We start from the raw sequence: 15,054 nt of genomic DNA on the forward strand, positions 1-15,054 counted from the left end.
CCCGCGTACATCGGGCGTCTACATCTCAGGGATGACTTTCCCCCAGGTCATCCCGATGCATTACGGCAATGGGTCCGGGCGGGCGACGTGCGCAGGCGGGGCCCGCTCCTAGCGTTCCGGGAGTCGGATTCCCGATCCGGCGCCCGCCCCCTGTATGGAAGGAGCCCCCCATGAGCACGCCGGTGATCGAACTGCGAGAGGTGAGTCGCCGCTACGACGACGGCCCGCCCGCCCTGCACGAGGCGTCGCTGATCGTGCGCCCCGGTGAGGCCGTCGCGGTCCTCGGACCGTCCGGCAGCGGCAAGTCCACGCTGCTCAACCTGATCGCGGGCCTGGACCGTCCCGATACGGGGACCGTCACCGTGGACGGCGTGCGGGTGGACCGTCTCGGGGAGGCCGGTGCGGCGCGCTACCGGCGATCGAAGATCGGCATGGTCTTCCAGTTCTTCAACCTCCTCGACGACCTGACCGTCACCGACAACGTCGTCCTGCCCGCACGGCTCGCCGGCATGGCACGCGGCGCGGCGGACCGCAGGGCCGCAGAGCTCCTCCAAGCCCTCGGTATCGACCGGCATGCCCGCGCCTACCCGGGGCGTCTGTCCGGCGGCGAGCGTCAGCGTGTCGCGGTGGCTCGGGCGCTGATGAACCGGCCGCCGCTGCTCCTGGCCGACGAGCCGACCGGGGCCCTGGACACGGCCGCCGGACAGGACGTCAGCAAGCTGCTCACCGACCTCAACGCCGAGGGTCAGACCATCGTCGTGGTCACCCATGACCTGGCCCTGGCCCGGTCCTGCACGAACCGTACGGTCCGGATCGCCGACGGCCGGATCACTGACCGCCCACTCGCCGACGGTCGGGTCACCGACGGTCGGATCGCCGAGGACGCCGTATCGCCCGCCGAGGCCGTCCAGTGAGCGCCCTCGGCCAGGTGGTGCGCTCGGGAGTGGGCCGGCGGCGCGTACAGACATTGGTCATCGGGCTCGCCACGATGATGGCGGTGGCCGCGTCCGTCCTCGGCGGATCGCTGCTCGTGGTCTCCGGCGCCCCCTTCGCGGATGCCTTCGCCGAGCAGCGCGGCGCGCACCTGTCCGTCGCGTTCGACGCGGGGAAGGTCGACGCCGGGCGGCTGTCCCAGTCCACCGACGCCGACGGGGTGAGCGCCGCCGCGGGGCCGTTTCGAACGGCGACGGTCGCTCCGAAGACGGACGGGGCGGGCGACGGCTGGCCGATGACCGTGGTCGGCCGTGGTGATCCCGGCCGGGACGTGGACGAGGTGGCGCTGAGGCAGGGGCGGTGGCCCGAGCGCGACGGCGAGATCGTACTGTCCGCCGACTCGTCGCTCATCCCGACCCTGGGCATGAAGCTCGCGTTCCCCGCCCTGCCCGCCGGACCGACACTGAAGGTGGTCGGAGTGGCCAGGTCCGTGACGCAGACCGCCGACGCGTGGGTGGTGCCGTCCCAGATGCCGGCGCTCACCGCGCCGGGCAGCGGCGGCTACCAGATGCTCTACCGCTTCACCGACGCGGCGACCGCCGGGCAGATCGCCGCGGGTGCCAAGGCCGTGACGAAGGGCCTGCCGCCGGAAGCCGCCATCGGCAAACAGTCCTGGCTCACCGTCAAGAAGAACGCCGAACGCGACACCGCCCTGTACGTCCCGTTCCTCATCGCGTTCGGGGCCCTCGGTCTGGTCATGTCGGTGCTGATCGTCGGCAACATCGTCGCGGCGGCCGTCGGCGCGGGCACCCGCCGCATCGGCATCCTCAAGGCCGTCGGCTTCACCCCGGCCCAGGTCGTACGCGCTTACGTCGGCCAAGCGCTGATCCCGGCCGCGGTCGGCACGGCGCTCGGCGTGCTCGCAGGCCATCTGCTGGCCGTCCCCGTGCTTGCCGAGACAGAGGAGGTCTACGGCTCCTCCTCTTTGGGCATCGCCCCCTGGGTCGATGCGGCGGTGATCGCCGGGGTGCTCGGCCTGGTCGCGGTGACCGCGTGGGCGAGTGCCTGGCGGTCCGGGCGGCTGCGTACGGTCGACGCGCTCGCCGTCGGGCGCGCCGCCTCGACGCGTCGCGGCCGGTGGGCGGCCCGCCTCTCCGGCCGGCTGCCGCTGCCGCAGCCCGTCGCGCTCGGCCTGGCCCGGCCTTTCGCACGGCCCGCCCGCGCGCTGGCCATGGGTACGGCGGTGCTGTTCGGCACTGTCGCCGTCACCTTCACGGTGGGGATGGTGCAGACGCTCGGTGAGGTGATGAAGGCCAAGGCGCACGACGCAGCCGATGTCACCGTACCCGCGCCCATGCCGGACTTCGGCCCGCACGGTCCCGCCCCGGAGAAGAAGCCCAGGCCCGACCCCGACCCCGCCGCGGTCACCGCGGCCATCGAGTCCCGCGCCGGAACCGCGAAGCACTACAGCGCTTCGACGGTACGGGCGACCGTGTCCGGCGTGACCGGCACCGTCGACGTCGTCGCCTTCACCGGCGACGCCTCCTGGGGCGGCTACACGATGGTCTCGGGCCGCTGGACCGACAAGCCCGGCGAGGCCGTGGTCCCGACTCCCTTCCTGGCTGCCACCGGCACCCGCATCGGCGACGCCGTCACCGTGAACGGCCTGCACCGGCCGGTCACGGTCCGGATCGTCGGCGAGGTCCTCGACCCCCGTAACGACGGCATGCAGGTCTTCACCGACGCAGCGTCCCTCGCGGGCGCCCGCCCCGATCTGACGGAGACGAGCCATCACATCGCGGTCACGCCGGGCACCGATGTAATCGGCTACGTCGCCGCGTTGAACAAGGACCTGGCGCCGCTGGGGTCCACCGCCCAGGCCGGCGGGCTCGGCCGCGGCAGCGACATGGTGGTCACGCTCAACTCACTGTCCGCGATCCTCACGCTGATGCTCGTCGCCGCCGCCGCGCTCGGCGTTCTCAACGGCGTGCTGCTGGACACCCGCGAGCGCGTCCGCGAGATCGGCGTCCACAAGGCGCTCGGCATGACACCTCGGCAGACTGTCGCGATGGTGCTCACCTCGGTCGTCATGACCGGCCTGGTCGCGGGCGCGTTGGGCGTACCGCTCGGAGTGGCCCTGCACGGCTGGGTGATGCCCGCCATGGGCGACAGCGCGGGACTCCGCCTCCCCGACTCCGTGATCGCCGTCTACCACGGAGCCGAACTGCTCCCGCTCGCACTCGGCGGCCTGCTCATCGCCGCCCTGGGCGCCCTCCCGCCCGCAGGCTGGGCCGCACGGGCCCGCACCGCTACGGCCCTGCGCACCGAGTAGGAGGTCGGAACGACGTTGATCCATCGCAACGTGCAGGCCGCCCGCCGGATCGGCGTGGTTCCGGAGGCTGCACCCCCGGGTTCACCGCATCAGCCCCGCGCGTCTCCACCATGGGTGCTGGGCTCGGCCGATCATCCCGACTTCTGTGAGGAAGGCGATGAGCTTTTCGCCGCTCCAGAGCATCGTCTCCCTGAAGTGGGGGTTTGACCTGGCCTGCCGGCGGGCCTCGTCGGGGTCGAGGCCGACAGCGCGGTAGAGGGCCGGGTCGAGCAGGCACGGTACGTCCAGGGACGCCGCCAGGGCGGTCAGTTGGCGGTGGAAGGCACGGCGGGGTGCCGAGGCGTGTGCCATCGCATGGCGCAGTTCGGTTCGGGCGAAGCTCACATGGCGGGCCTCCTCGATGACGTGGATCTGGCAGATCCGCCGGATCAGAGGCTGCACGCGCTCGTCCCGAGCGATCTCCCGCTGGAAGCGGTCCAGTAGCTCCTCGGTGACGAGTGTGAGGGCGAACGTGCTGAGGTCCTGGAATGCCAGGCTGCCCGCGGCGAAGACACGGCGGAGATACGCCGGCGGGCCATACTCGGGGCAGTCCAGCTTGCGGTGCAACATCCCGAACATCGTGATGTGCCGGGTTTCGTCGCCCATCTCTGTCAGGGCGTAGTGTGTTCGCGCATCTTTGAGGTTTCGCGTGGTGAGGTACCGGGCGAGCATTTGGATCAGGCACAGTTCAAGCCAGCTTCCCACTCCGGCGAGACTGGCGAATTCATGCCGTGACAGTTCGATCCTCTGCCGCTGGTCCATTTGCTCCCAGAGCGGTGTCCCGTACAGCGACAGTCGCTCGGGTACACAGAACCATGCTCCCTCTTCCAGCGGAGCTTCCCAGTCGATGTCCGTGACGGGATCGAACGAGTGGGCGGCGGAGGTCTGCAGCAGACGCCGTGCGACGGTTTCGGGAGTCTGGGCCTGCTGGAGGGGATGGTGCGTCATGAGGCATCACTCCTTCGGAGGCCCGTTCATCAGCGGTGGGGCATTGCCGCCATGGAATTTACGGCTTGAAGGATGTGGGGTGTGGGATGCACGGCGGCAATAGTCCGCCAGGTGGTGTGTACGGTCGGTACCGCCCCTGGTGCAGGACGGTGAGGCGGGCAACGAGCCGAAATTCCCGCCCGCTTTCACCGACGCGCCGGTCGGCTGCACACACGTCTGCCCCGAATGCTTGGCACAGTGAATGCCGTACGGGAACGCGGTAAGCGCCGCACACGAAAGTGCTGAGGAGGCCCGCTATGCGGCGCAGCGTCATGGTCACGGGGGCGACGAGCGGGCTCGGTTTGGCTATCGCGCTGCGACTGGCCTCAAGCGGGTACGAGGTGATTGCCACCGCGCGCAGCGAGCACAAGGCCGACCGGTTGCGTGCCGCCGCCGCCGAGCGGGGCGTTCGCCTGAGCACGGTGCTCCTGGACGTGGCTGATGCCTCGTCCTGTCGGCAAGCGTTGGACCAGGTCGCCGAACAAAGCGACGGCGGTCCGTGGGCCCTCGTCAACAACGCGGGAATCCCACTGGCCGGGGCAGTCGAGGACATCGACGACGAGGCGGCCGGCCGTCTGCTGGAGGTCAACGTGCTGGCTCCCGCGAGACTTGCCAGGCTCGTCCTCCCGGCGATGCGTCGCCGGGGCGGTGGTCGCATCGTCAACATTTCCTCTCTCGGGGGCCGGATCACCGCACCGGGCATGGGCTGGTACTGCGCCGGCAAGGCTGCCCTGGGCGCCGTCAACGACGCGCTGCGGATGGAGGCCTCGCCTGCTGGAGTGCATGTGGTGCTCATCGAGGGCGGCGGCTACGCGAGCAACATCTGGCACAAGGCCGCCGACGGCCTGAAGGAGTTGGCGGCAGACGGGCGGTCGCCCTTCGTGGACCTGTACCGGGCTGCTGAGGCACCGCTGCGTGCGGGTGCCACGCTCCCAGCGCCTGAGCCGGTGGCCCGGGCCGTCGAGCGTGCTCTGAGTGCAGCCCGCCCCCGGGCTCGGTACGTGATCGGGACGCAGACGCGGATGAGTATGATCGCCGACGCGCTGACTCCGCATCAGGTGAGTGATCACGTCAAGCGGGTCGCGCTGGGAGCGGCCGGTTCCCACAAGCTGGTGGAGTACGTTGCGCGCCGATGGTGTCGGCCGTGGTGACGCCCGCAGGGTACGCGACACGGCGCTTGGCGCCCGCAGCGGTACGAGACGGGGTGCTCGGCGCCCGCAGGGGTACGCGACGGGCTGCTTGGCGCGCCCCTTCTGGTCACGGCAGTAGGCCTGTTCGGCGCCACCAGTGCCGCTGCCAGCGGCTGATCATCCCGGCCTCCGTCAAGAAGCCGGTCAGTTTCTCGCCGCTCCAGAGGAGCGTCCGGCGGTAGTGCGGGTTGCTCCGGGCCTCACGGCGGGCGCGGACCGGGTCGAGGCCGGCCGCCGCATAGACGTCGGAGTGGATCCGCTGGGCCAACGCGACGAAGGCCGATACGGCGGTGAGTTCCCGCTGGAGAGCCAGACGTGGGCGCGAGGCGCGGGCGGCGGCGTGCAGCAGCTCGGTTCGGGCGAAGCTGACATGGCGAGCCTCTTCGGTGACGTGCAGGCGGCAAACCTCCCGAACCAGGGGCTGCACGCGCTCGTCCCGCACGATTTCCCGCTGAAGGCGGTCGTTGACTTCCTCGATCACCAGCGCGAGAGCGAAGACACTGAGCTCGCTGTACAGGGTGCTGGCGAAGGTGAACAGCCTCTGCACGAGTGCCGAAGGCGGGTACGGGGAGCATCCCATGGCATGGATCGTTCGGCCGAACATCACGCAGTGCCGGGTCTCGTCCGCCACTTCCGTCAGGGCGTAGTGGCTGCGGCTGTCGCCGTAGTCACCGGACGAGGCCATGTGCCGTGCCAGCAGCTGCATCAAGCACAGTTCGGTCCAGATCCCGGCGCTCATGAAGCTGGCCATTTCGTGCCGGGACAGTTCGATGCGCTGCTGCTGGTCCATCTCCTCCCAGAGCGGAGTCCCGTACAGCGACAGGCGCTCGGGGCGACAGAACCAGACGTCGTCCGGCACCGGAGTGTCCCAGTCGATGGGGTCGGCGGGTCCCGGAGCGGCAGAGGCGCGCAGCAGTCGCTGCGCAACGCCGGCGGGGTCCTGGGCCTGCGGCGGAGGGCGACGTGTCATGAGGCTCCGCTCCTGGGCGGTCGACGGCGGGGCGGCGTGAGCGGCATGGGCGGGGCCGTTGGGGACACCGGGACACCAGGACAGCAATGCGGTCCGACGGCCGGGCAGCTCATATATACACGGTTCAAGCGCCCTGAAAAGAGATCTGCGCCTTCTGAGTGAATTCCATCGCGTGCTACGGCTGTAACGAGTGCCGCATTCTGCTGAATGGCGACACATTGCTAGCTTCATGCGAGTGAGTGACCTCAGAGCATGTCTCGTGGGTGTGGCCGCCTACCTGCCCGAAAGGTGGGTGGCGATGGCCGAGCGAGAAGCTCAGATCGCAGCTGCGAGTGACGGTTTCATTCCGCCGCCAGGACTGCTGTCCCAACTGACAGGTGTGCAAGGCGTGCACCTGATCGGCGACGACCAGCAGGCTTCCGACCTCGCGGTGAACGCTGCACGTAAGCTGCTGGCCGACTGCGGCGCCGGGCCCGACGACGTCGACCTGATGATTTTCGCGGCGGCGAGCCAGGACCTGGCAGAGCCGGCGACATCCCACATCGTTGCCGCGAAACTGGGGCTCAACTGCCCTGTTTTCGATGTCAAGAACGCCTGCAACAGTGTCCTCAACGCCATGGAAATCACTCACGGCCTGATTTCCTCGCGGCAATACCGCCGTGTGCTGATCACTTGCGGCGAGGCACCGTCACTGTACACACGGCTACGCGTCCCCGACGCCGCCGCCTTCGCGCGTTCCTTCCCTTCCTACGGGTTCTCCGACGCCGGTGCCGCAATGCTTTGGGAGGCCGGAGAAGACGCCAGCGACCCGTCACGGACCCGCGGCCTGCTCGGTGCGCGCTTCGCGGCCGAATCCGCCGTCTGGCCGTGTGCCACCGTTGTCCACGGCGGGACGCGCTCCGTGCGGTCGGCTGCCGAGGAGGACGCGTTCTTCCAGATGGAGAGCACCCGCATGCGCGACAGCCTCCGCGAGCTGTGCCGTTCCCGCCTCCCACCGCTGCTCGGCGAACTCGGCCTGGATGTCGCTGACTTCGCCTTCATCGGCGTGCACCAGGTCTCCCTCAGCGACCTCGACGACCTGTGCGCAGCGGGCTTCGGCGTCCCCCGGGAGAAGCTGGTCATCACTCTTCCCCGCCATGGCAACGTCGCCTCGGCGTCGTTGCCGCTGCAGCTCGCCACGGCCATGGAGAGGGGACTGGCGGGGCCGGGGGACCTGGTGGCGCTGATCGGCCTGGCCGCGGGAAGCAGCGCCGGACTGGTGGTGATCCGGCTGTGAACCTCTATCCCGCCCACGACTACTGATGAGGGACCAGCTGATGACTTCCCTGTACGAACCGATCAAGAGCGCCCTGGCGCGCCACTTCAACATTCCCGAGGACACCATCGCGCCCGAAAGCACCCTCGAGGACCTGGGTATGGACTCGCTGGCAGTGGTGGAACTCATGTGCATCCTGCAGGACGACATGGGACTGCGGGTACCGCAAGCCGAGCACCTGAAGTCCCTTCAGGCCACCGTCGGGGAGGCCGTGGCAGCCGTCGAACGCGCCCAGCAGCAACCCGCGGAGGCCCTGCCGGCGGCCTCCGGTGCTCCGGTGCGTCCGGTATGAGCCGACGCGACATCGCGGTGACCGGCGTCGGCCTCCTCACGTCGGCCGGCGCCGACGCCGTCACGAGCTGGCAGGGAGTGTGCTCCGGCGTATCCCCGGCCGCCATCGACCCGGAGCTGGGCGACGTACCCGTACCCCTCAGCTGTCGTGTCCCGGAATTCGACGCCGCAGCCCTGCTCGGCCGTGCAGTGTGGCGCACGGACCGCTTCGTTCACCTGGCGCTCGCCGCCGCCTGCCAGGCGGTCACGGATGCCGGCCTCGACACCGCCACCTGGGACGGCGCCCGCGTCGGAGTCATCGTCGGAGTGGGCACGGAGAGCAAGCAGACCAGCGTCGCGGCGCTGCGCAAATACCTCGATCACTCCTACGCGACGCTCTCCCCCCTGACCGTGCCCCGCTCGACCGTGAATGCCGCGGCTGCCGAAATCTGCATCGCACTGGGAGCCCGAGGACCGAGCATGGCCGTGACCACGGCGTGCGCATCCGGGGCCACAGCGCTGGGCACCGCCCGCGACCTTCTGCTGGCCGACCGCTGCGACATCGTCCTCGCCGGTGGCACGGAGGCGCCGTGCCATCCCCTCACCTCACTGTCCTTCTCCCAGATGGGTGCCTTGTCGACACGCGTGCACGACCCCCAGGGCGCCAGCCGCCCCTTCGAGCGCGACCGTGACGGATTCGTCCTCGCGGAAGGCGCAGGCGTGCTCGTCCTCGAGCGGGCGAGCGACGCGCGGGCCCGCGGCGCCCGGCCCCAAGCCTACTTCTGCGGATACGGCTCTGCCACCGACGGCTATCACTATGCCGCCGCCCACCCCGAAGGCGCCGGCTTCGAACAGGCATTCACCGCAGCGCTGGCCGACGCGGATCTGCACGAGACCGACATCGGCCACATCAACGCACACGGCACCGCCACCCCCATGAACGACCAGATCGAAGCCGCAGCGCTCCGCCGCCTCTTCAACGGCCATCCGCCCCCCGTCACTTCCACCAAAGGCGTCACGGGCCACACCCTCGGTGCGGCAGGGGCCATCGAAGCGGTACTCGCCACCCTGACCCTGCGGCACCAGACGATTCCGCCCACGGCCAACCTCGACCAACTCGACCCGGCCATCGACCTCGACGTCGTCGCCAAGAAGCCTCGTCCGCACCGCATGCAGGCAGTGATCAGCAACTCGTTCGGCTTCGGCGGACACAACGCCGTACTCGTCCTACGCCAGGCGTAAGCCCTGCCCCGCCACACGGCGGGGGACACGGACTGCCGCCAACCCGGGACGAGAGCCGTCCCAAGACACCCGACACCCGCTCCCACATGGCAACGCCGACCGCGGAGCCCGCAGAGGAGCAGGAGCCGTCGTGGCCTACCGGATTCCCCCCGCGCTGTCGCCCGCCGCAGAGACGGCGGCCGGCGGCTCGGCGGAGACACCCGCCCTGGGAACACCCGCCCTCGGGACATCGGACCGGGCAGGCCTCAGACCTCCCGACGGCCTCGTGCCCCAGGCAGCCGCACGCCGCCGGGCCCGCGTGTCCAGCCTGCGCCGGGCCGCCGGTGCGGCGGTGGAGGCGGGACGGCTCCTGTGGTGGACGTCCTGCTTCGCGCTCCGGTGGGCCCTGGACCGGGTCGTCCACCCCGGCCGCCCGGATCCGCGTCTCCGTCTCGCTGCCTTGCTGCGCGGCTACCTGCTGCGTATGGGACCCCTGTACATGAAGGCGGGGCAGGTTCTGGGTACGCAGTCCGGACTCCTCTCCTCCGCGGCAGCCGGGGAGTTCCGTACCTTCTTCTCCGAACTGCCGCCCATGCCGGAAGCGGAACTGCGCAAGACGATGGACCGCGGGCTTCCCGTTCCCGTCACAGCGGCCTTCGAGTCCTTCGACTGGCAGCCGGTCGCCGTGGGCTCTGTTGCACAAGTGCACCGCGCCGTACTCAAGGGCGGTACCGACGTCGCCGTAAAGGTCGTCAAAAGCGGCGTCAGGCAACGGCTGGATGCCGGCACACGAGCCTTGAAAGCGCTCCTCGCGGTCGCGCACGCCCTCTACCCACCGCTGCGTCGGTATGACCTTCCCGGTCATTTCGCCGAGTTGCGGCCCCTGCTGGCAGGCCAGTGCGACATGCGCCAAGAAGCCGCCCGGCAGAACGACGTGGCATGGAACTTCCGCGACCATCCATTCCTGCACGTTCCCCGCACCTACGACGACCTGTGCACGAGCGATGTCCTGGTCATGGAATACGTCGACGGCGTCCCCGGCATGAACCCGTCCCGGGCCGGCCACTCCCGGTCGTCCCTGGCACGCCGTCTCCAGGACGTCTTCTACAGCATGGTGTTCTTCCACGGCCGGTTCCACGTCGACCCGCATCCCGGAAACATCCTGTTCCGCCCCGACGGTCAGATCGTCCTGCTCGACTTCGGTCTCGTGGGAACCCTGTCCGCGGACGACAAGTGGAACCTGTCCGCCTTCTACTACGCATGCATCCGCGGGCAGTGGGAGACAGCCACGGAGCGCTTCGTCCGCACCTTCGTGGCCAACCCCGAGGTGCTGCTGCCGCGCCATGAGGAGTACGCGGAAGGGCTGGCAGCCATTCTGCGGCGCCACTTCCAGGCGGAGACCTCACGCTGGTCCACCATGACGTTCTTCGACGAAGCGACCCGCCTGCTGTACGGCTACGGCGCCCGGGCCTCCACCCGGTTCTCGCTGCTGTCGCTGTCCCTGCTCACGGGCGAGGGCTTCGTGACGCAGACCGATCCGGACATCAACCTCTACCGGAACGCCCGACGCTTCACCGACCTCTTCTCGCCCTACATGAGCGACGAGGTGCGCGAGAGGTTCGAGCACGAGATCGGCGGTCTGAGCCCCCGCTCCCTCGCCGCCCGCAATGACGCCGCCCGCTACCTGGTCGCGCCCACCCACCTTGACCGCTACGGACTGCCCAGCGCTTTCCCCCTCGTCGTCACGAAGGCGTCAGGCGCCCGCATTCACGATCTCGACGGCAACGAATACATCGACCTCTCGTGCGGCTACGGGCCGCACATCCTCGGTTACGGTCATCCCGGCACGGTCCAGGCCATCCACGAAGCCGCCGCCCGCGGCTCGGTCAATGCCTTGGGAAACCCTGCGGAGTTGCGTCTGGCAGAGCTGATCTCCCAGGCGTTCGACACGGACACCAAAGTCATCCTGGGCAACTCGGGAACAGAAGCCGTCCAGATGGCGCTGAGAATGGCCCGCGCATACACGGGCCGGCAACGCGTGGCCAAGTTCGAAGGCCACTACCACGGGTTCTCCGACCAGAGCCTGGTGAGCTCCCTGTTCCGCTACAGCGGCGACGTTCGCTGCCCGAACCCGGTCGCGAACTCGGCCGGCATGCAACGCACCCTGGTGGAGGAGACACTCGTCCTGCAATACGGCGACCCGGGCTCGCTGGACCGCATCGCCGCCCATGCGAAGACACTGGCGTGCGTCATCCTCGAACCCATGCCCGTGACGACGGCAGCGTTCGACCGCGACTTCCTCCGGCAACTCCGGGACGTCTGCGCACGCGAGAACATCCTGGTGATCTACGACGAGGTGATCACCGGATTCCGCGTGCACTTCGGAGGCGCCCAGCACCTCGCCGGCGTCAGGCCGGACCTGACCTGCCTCGGCAAGATCATCGGGGGTGGCCTGCCGTGCGGAGCCGTAGCCGGACGACCCGACGTCATCGACATCGCCCGCACCACAGGCGACCCCTACGTCGACATCGAGACGCGAGCCTTCGTGGGCGGAACCATGAGCGGAAACTCCATCACCGCCGCCGCGGGGGCCGCCGTACTCGCCCACCTGAAATCACACCCCGGCCTCTACGACGAACTCCAGCGCAAGACGGAGTGGCTGTCACAGAACCTGACCGCACATGCAGCCGCCGGCGGAATCCCCTGCAAGGTCACAGCCGCACATTCGATCTTCTCGATCACCTTCGACCACGCCACCCCGCAACTCATCAGAGACCGGCTGACCGGATCGAACTTCAAAGCAAACCTCGCTCTTTCCTACTACATGCGCAAACACGGGGTCTACGTCCCCGAACTGCACACGATGATGCTCAGCGCCGCGCACACCACGGAAGACCTCCAACAGGTCTCCCACGCCTTCGCACGCAGCATCGAGGAAATGAACGAAGACGGCTTCTTCACCACTTGAGCAGCGCTGGCGCGGCCCAGGAGGCCGCCATGCACGTCGGGGCGGGGCGGACGAGTACTGGCGGCGGAAGCGCCGAGGCGCGCCCGCCGCGCCATGGTCCCGAGGCGATGGGTCATGTCCAGGGATCATGGCGGGCATGACCACTGATCATCCCGCCGAGCGGGGCGGCGCCGGACGCGACCGGTTCGCCGCGTTTGCGGATCGGGCGTCGAACGTCACCAGCTCCCCGCTGTTCTACGTGCTGTGCGTGCTCCTGGTCCTCGGCACGATCGCCCTGCACTTCGTGCACCCGCCGTTGTCCTGGCTGATCTTCGCCGGAGATGTCATGACGTCGGTCAACCTCCTGTTGCTCGCCCTGCTGAAGAACACCGAACGGCGTGACGCGCACGCCGTGCAGCGGAAGCTGGACGCGATCGCCGCGGCGCTGCTGGAGCAGCGAGAGGGAACGAGCCACGAGGCGGCTGACGAACTGCGGCGTGCCATCCGTATGGACGAGGAACAGTAAGGGGCAGAATCGCATCTGGCCCAACGGGCCACCCGTGCCCGCATTTCGTCGACAGCTGCCTTGCGGGCACCGGCCTCACACGGACGACTGACCGGCGCTGCAGATTCGTCAGTCGACGTAGTACCGGTCGTACACGGCGGAGCGCTCCTCCACTGAGAAGCCCTCGAATTCACCGTCTGCCTCGAGCTCGCGCAGTCGATCCAGTGCCGCCGTCGCAGAAGGTGCACGGTTGGCCGAGAGGTGAGCCTTCGTCGCGTCGAGCCCGTGCCCAAGCAGGAATTCGATGTCGATCGAGCACGCTGCGTCGAAGCTGGCTTGCTTCGCACTCCAGATCAGGAGCACGTCGTCGAGGTCGCCGCTGTTGAACAGCTGGAAGCAGCAGAGCCTCATCAGCTCGGTGTCGCCCGCGCCCTGGGCGCGCCGCTCACGCGCCGTGTGCTCTCTGAGGAGCGCACGGATCTCGTCGAGGTCCGCGCCGACGGGGCGAAGCCCGTAGCGGCGCCAGCTTTCCTTGACATCCATCGCTGGTCTCCTTGATCGTCCGGCCCGGCCCGTGGCCTATCGGCCCCACCCCATCGCCGTTCGGTCGGACGACGGCCCCTCTGCCGGTCACAGTATGCACACCGAGGGCCAGCCCATGTGGGTCGGCGGTCACCGGCGCAGGTGACCGATGGCCCACGCCACACGACATCACCCAATCAAGTTGAGTAGCAGTGACTCTGCGGCCGTGATTCGACGGCGGTGTCGCCCGAACGGGGTGGCCTCAGGGCAGGTGAGCCAGCGGCCGGCGAGAACAGCACAGGTGAAGCAGCGCCATCCTTTGGGTGAGTTGGCCGCAACAGCAGCGAACCGCAAACGTAGATCGTCGTTCTTCGGTCATGAACTCGATCAAGCGCCTGGCCGCGACCCTGACATCCTCCGCCGTCATCGTCCTGACCACAGCAGCCACCGCCCACGCCGCACCAGCCGGTAGCGTCAACGACGGACTCGGATTCCTCAAGGAATCCGCAGCAGCGATCGTCACCTTCGTCAACCAGGTCCTCGCCTAGGAAGCTCAACCGCGCCCCGCCCAGTCCCGTTCGCGGAGCGGTCACAGTGACCGCTCCGCGAACGCACACACCGCACGGTTCTCGCGCTTCACCATCCGGCCTGGCCGGTGAGGTTCGGAACCAGGTCATGCGTCAGGCGCATCCTCAAAGACTGGCCGGTCGCTGTCGAGTCCACGATCGTGGGGGCCCAGAAGCACCTGTACGCCGACCGCGGCCATCACCACGAGGTCTACCGGAACAAGGTCCGCCGGTTCCAGATCACCCCGCACATCGCTCGGCGCAGCATCGAGCGCGGCTCTGGCCTGTGCGTTACCGCTGGGTCGTGGAAGGAGCGATTGCGCTGCTGCACCGGTTCCGCCGCGTGCGCATTCGCGTGGCGGGCGATCGCCGAGGGGACGGCCTGCTCGATGCGTCGGAAGACATACGTAGCATCGGGCCCGCGCAGCCTCACACCCGGGATCTCAGCACGTCGACCTCACAACCTGGCGCGAACGGGTCGAAGCCGTGCTCGATCAGCCAGCGAACTGCCAGCAGGCTTCGCAACGACCACCACGCGCGGATCACGTCGAGGTCGATGTCGGTGCCATAGCCGGCGAGGACGTCGTTGAGGTGCTCCTCGTGTCCGAGCGTGAAGGTGGCGAGGTCGTACAGAGCATCACCCTGGCCTGCCTCTGACCAGTCGATAATGCCCGTCACCTCGTCGCCGTCGACGAAGACGTGCGCGATCTGTAAGTCGCCGTGCGTGAACGCCGGAGTCCAGGGCCGGAGCGCGGCCTCGGCGACCCGGCGGTTGCGGGTGACCAGGTCGACGGGCAGGAGGCCGTTCGTCACGAGCAACTCGCACTCGTCGTCGAGTTCCGCCGCCAGCGCGACGAAGCTCCGGCCGGCCCGGCCGGGGCGGGGCGGCAGCGGCGCGTCGTGCAGCTTCCGGATGGCGGCGCCCGCCGCGGCCCACGCCGCCGGCGACCCGGTCGACGGCCGGCCGAGGCGCCCGAGCGTCGTCCCCGGGACCGCGGCGACCGCGAGCACGGGCGGCTTGCGCCACAGGACCTCCGGGGTCGGGACCGGCGCGAGCGACATCGCCTCGACCTCGACGTCGATACGCGCCTGATCGGCGTCCACCTTCAGGAACATGTCGCCGACGCGCAGGGTCGCGCGCTCGGAATGAGCGACGACGACTTTGACCTCATCCATGGGCGACCAGTATCCCGGAGGTGATCGTCGAAGTCGCCGGACTTATCGCATGCGATGACGCAGCCGACCGCGTCCCGCTGC

The 15,054-nt window shown here is 69.0% G+C and carries 13 protein-coding genes; 9 read left to right on the forward strand and 4 right to left on the reverse strand.

Annotation, left to right across the window (positions count from 1 at the left end; genetic code table 11):
- The first annotated feature begins 170 nt into the window (after positions 1 to 170).
- Together ACGFMM_RS30930 and ACGFMM_RS30935 are read left to right on the forward strand one after the other, a co-directional pair.
- A complete protein-coding gene (locus tag ACGFMM_RS30930) occupies positions 171 to 914 on the forward strand; it encodes an ABC transporter ATP-binding protein (RefSeq protein ID WP_393649782.1) in 744 nt (247 codons plus the stop codon).
- Positions 911 to 3,265: an ABC transporter permease gene (locus ACGFMM_RS30935; protein ID WP_393649783.1), complete on the forward strand. Its 2,355-nt coding sequence runs from the start codon at positions 911 to 913 to the stop codon at positions 3,263 to 3,265. Before ACGFMM_RS30930 ends, ACGFMM_RS30935 begins: the two co-directional genes overlap by 4 nt.
- Positions 3,266 to 3,346: 81 nt before the next feature.
- Here ACGFMM_RS30935 and ACGFMM_RS30940 read toward each other — a convergent pair whose 3' ends face one another.
- The gene (locus ACGFMM_RS30940; protein ID WP_393649784.1) at positions 3,347 to 4,252 is read right to left on the reverse strand and encodes a diiron oxygenase; all 906 of its coding nucleotides are present in this window, start codon (positions 4,250 to 4,252) and stop codon (positions 3,347 to 3,349) included.
- A gap of 296 nt (positions 4,253 to 4,548) precedes the next feature.
- Between ACGFMM_RS30940 and ACGFMM_RS30945 the strand changes: the two genes are divergently transcribed.
- The gene (locus tag ACGFMM_RS30945) at positions 4,549 to 5,442 is read left to right on the forward strand and encodes an SDR family oxidoreductase (protein ID WP_393649785.1); all 894 of its coding nucleotides are present in this window, start codon (positions 4,549 to 4,551) and stop codon (positions 5,440 to 5,442) included.
- A gap of 106 nt (positions 5,443 to 5,548) precedes the next feature.
- Here ACGFMM_RS30945 and ACGFMM_RS30950 read toward each other — a convergent pair whose 3' ends face one another.
- Positions 5,549 to 6,451 carry a diiron oxygenase gene (locus ACGFMM_RS30950; RefSeq protein WP_393649786.1) on the reverse strand — a complete coding sequence of 301 codons (903 nt, stop codon included), beginning with the start codon at positions 6,449 to 6,451 and terminating at the stop codon, positions 5,549 to 5,551.
- 298 nt (positions 6,452 to 6,749) lie between these two features.
- Between ACGFMM_RS30950 and ACGFMM_RS30955 the strand changes: the two genes are divergently transcribed.
- The 5 genes from ACGFMM_RS30955 to ACGFMM_RS30975 all read left to right on the forward strand — a co-directional run bounded on the left by ACGFMM_RS30955 (position 6,750) and on the right by ACGFMM_RS30975 (position 12,730).
- Positions 6,750 to 7,727, forward strand: coding sequence for a 3-oxoacyl-ACP synthase III family protein (locus ACGFMM_RS30955; protein WP_393649787.1), 978 nt, complete (start codon positions 6,750 to 6,752; stop codon positions 7,725 to 7,727).
- Positions 7,728 to 7,767: 40 nt separating this feature from the next.
- Complete coding sequence (locus tag ACGFMM_RS30960) at positions 7,768 to 8,058, forward strand: acyl carrier protein (RefSeq protein ID WP_393649788.1); 291 nt, start codon at positions 7,768 to 7,770, stop codon at positions 8,056 to 8,058.
- Complete coding sequence (locus tag ACGFMM_RS30965; RefSeq protein WP_393649789.1) at positions 8,055 to 9,278, forward strand: beta-ketoacyl-[acyl-carrier-protein] synthase family protein; 1,224 nt, start codon at positions 8,055 to 8,057, stop codon at positions 9,276 to 9,278. Before ACGFMM_RS30960 ends, ACGFMM_RS30965 begins: the two co-directional genes overlap by 4 nt.
- 130 nt (positions 9,279 to 9,408) lie before the next feature.
- Complete coding sequence (locus ACGFMM_RS30970; RefSeq protein ID WP_393649790.1) at positions 9,409 to 12,225, forward strand: aminotransferase class III-fold pyridoxal phosphate-dependent enzyme; 2,817 nt, start codon at positions 9,409 to 9,411, stop codon at positions 12,223 to 12,225.
- 136 nt (positions 12,226 to 12,361) lie between these two features.
- Positions 12,362 to 12,730: a hypothetical protein gene (locus ACGFMM_RS30975; protein ID WP_393649791.1), complete on the forward strand. Its 369-nt coding sequence runs from the start codon at positions 12,362 to 12,364 to the stop codon at positions 12,728 to 12,730.
- Between the two features lie 108 nt (positions 12,731 to 12,838).
- Here the strand turns inward: ACGFMM_RS30975 and ACGFMM_RS30980 are convergent, their stop codons facing one another.
- Positions 12,839 to 13,252, reverse strand: a complete 414-nt coding sequence (locus ACGFMM_RS30980; protein ID WP_393649792.1) for a hypothetical protein — start codon at positions 13,250 to 13,252, stop codon at positions 12,839 to 12,841.
- A gap of 356 nt (positions 13,253 to 13,608) precedes the next feature.
- On the opposite strand from ACGFMM_RS30980, the gene ACGFMM_RS30985 reads away from it, so the two are divergent.
- Positions 13,609 to 13,779 carry a hypothetical protein gene (locus tag ACGFMM_RS30985; RefSeq protein WP_393649793.1) on the forward strand — a complete coding sequence of 57 codons (171 nt, stop codon included), beginning with the start codon at positions 13,609 to 13,611 and terminating at the stop codon, positions 13,777 to 13,779.
- Between the two features lie 447 nt (positions 13,780 to 14,226).
- Here ACGFMM_RS30985 and ACGFMM_RS30990 read toward each other — a convergent pair whose 3' ends face one another.
- Positions 14,227 to 14,973 carry a phosphotransferase family protein gene (locus ACGFMM_RS30990; RefSeq protein ID WP_393649794.1) on the reverse strand — a complete coding sequence of 249 codons (747 nt, stop codon included), beginning with the start codon at positions 14,971 to 14,973 and terminating at the stop codon, positions 14,227 to 14,229.
- Between the last annotated feature and the right edge of the window lie 81 nt (positions 14,974 to 15,054).

Source organism: Streptomyces sp. NPDC048604 (genome assembly GCF_043199435.1).
GTDB lineage: Bacteria > Actinomycetota > Actinomycetes > Streptomycetales > Streptomycetaceae > Streptomyces.

Coding starts and splice junctions, on each gene's coding strand:
- ACGFMM_RS30955 (WP_393649787.1), top strand. CDS start 6,750: ATGGCCGAGCGAGAAGCTCAGATCGCAGCTGCGAGTGACGGTTTCATT.
- ACGFMM_RS30950 (WP_393649786.1), bottom strand. CDS start 6,451: ATGACACGTCGCCCTCCGCCGCAGGCCCAGGACCCCGCCGGCGTTGCG.
- ACGFMM_RS30975 (WP_393649791.1), top strand. CDS start 12,362: ATGACCACTGATCATCCCGCCGAGCGGGGCGGCGCCGGACGCGACCGG.
- ACGFMM_RS30980 (WP_393649792.1), bottom strand. CDS start 13,252: ATGGATGTCAAGGAAAGCTGGCGCCGCTACGGGCTTCGCCCCGTCGGC.
- ACGFMM_RS30960 (WP_393649788.1), top strand. CDS start 7,768: ATGACTTCCCTGTACGAACCGATCAAGAGCGCCCTGGCGCGCCACTTC.
- ACGFMM_RS30965 (WP_393649789.1), top strand. CDS start 8,055: ATGAGCCGACGCGACATCGCGGTGACCGGCGTCGGCCTCCTCACGTCG.
- ACGFMM_RS30985 (WP_393649793.1), top strand. CDS start 13,609: ATGAACTCGATCAAGCGCCTGGCCGCGACCCTGACATCCTCCGCCGTC.
- ACGFMM_RS30930 (WP_393649782.1), top strand. CDS start 171: ATGAGCACGCCGGTGATCGAACTGCGAGAGGTGAGTCGCCGCTACGAC.
- ACGFMM_RS30990 (WP_393649794.1), bottom strand. CDS start 14,973: ATGGATGAGGTCAAAGTCGTCGTCGCTCATTCCGAGCGCGCGACCCTG.
- ACGFMM_RS30940 (WP_393649784.1), bottom strand. CDS start 4,252: ATGACGCACCATCCCCTCCAGCAGGCCCAGACTCCCGAAACCGTCGCA.
- ACGFMM_RS30945 (WP_393649785.1), top strand. CDS start 4,549: ATGCGGCGCAGCGTCATGGTCACGGGGGCGACGAGCGGGCTCGGTTTG.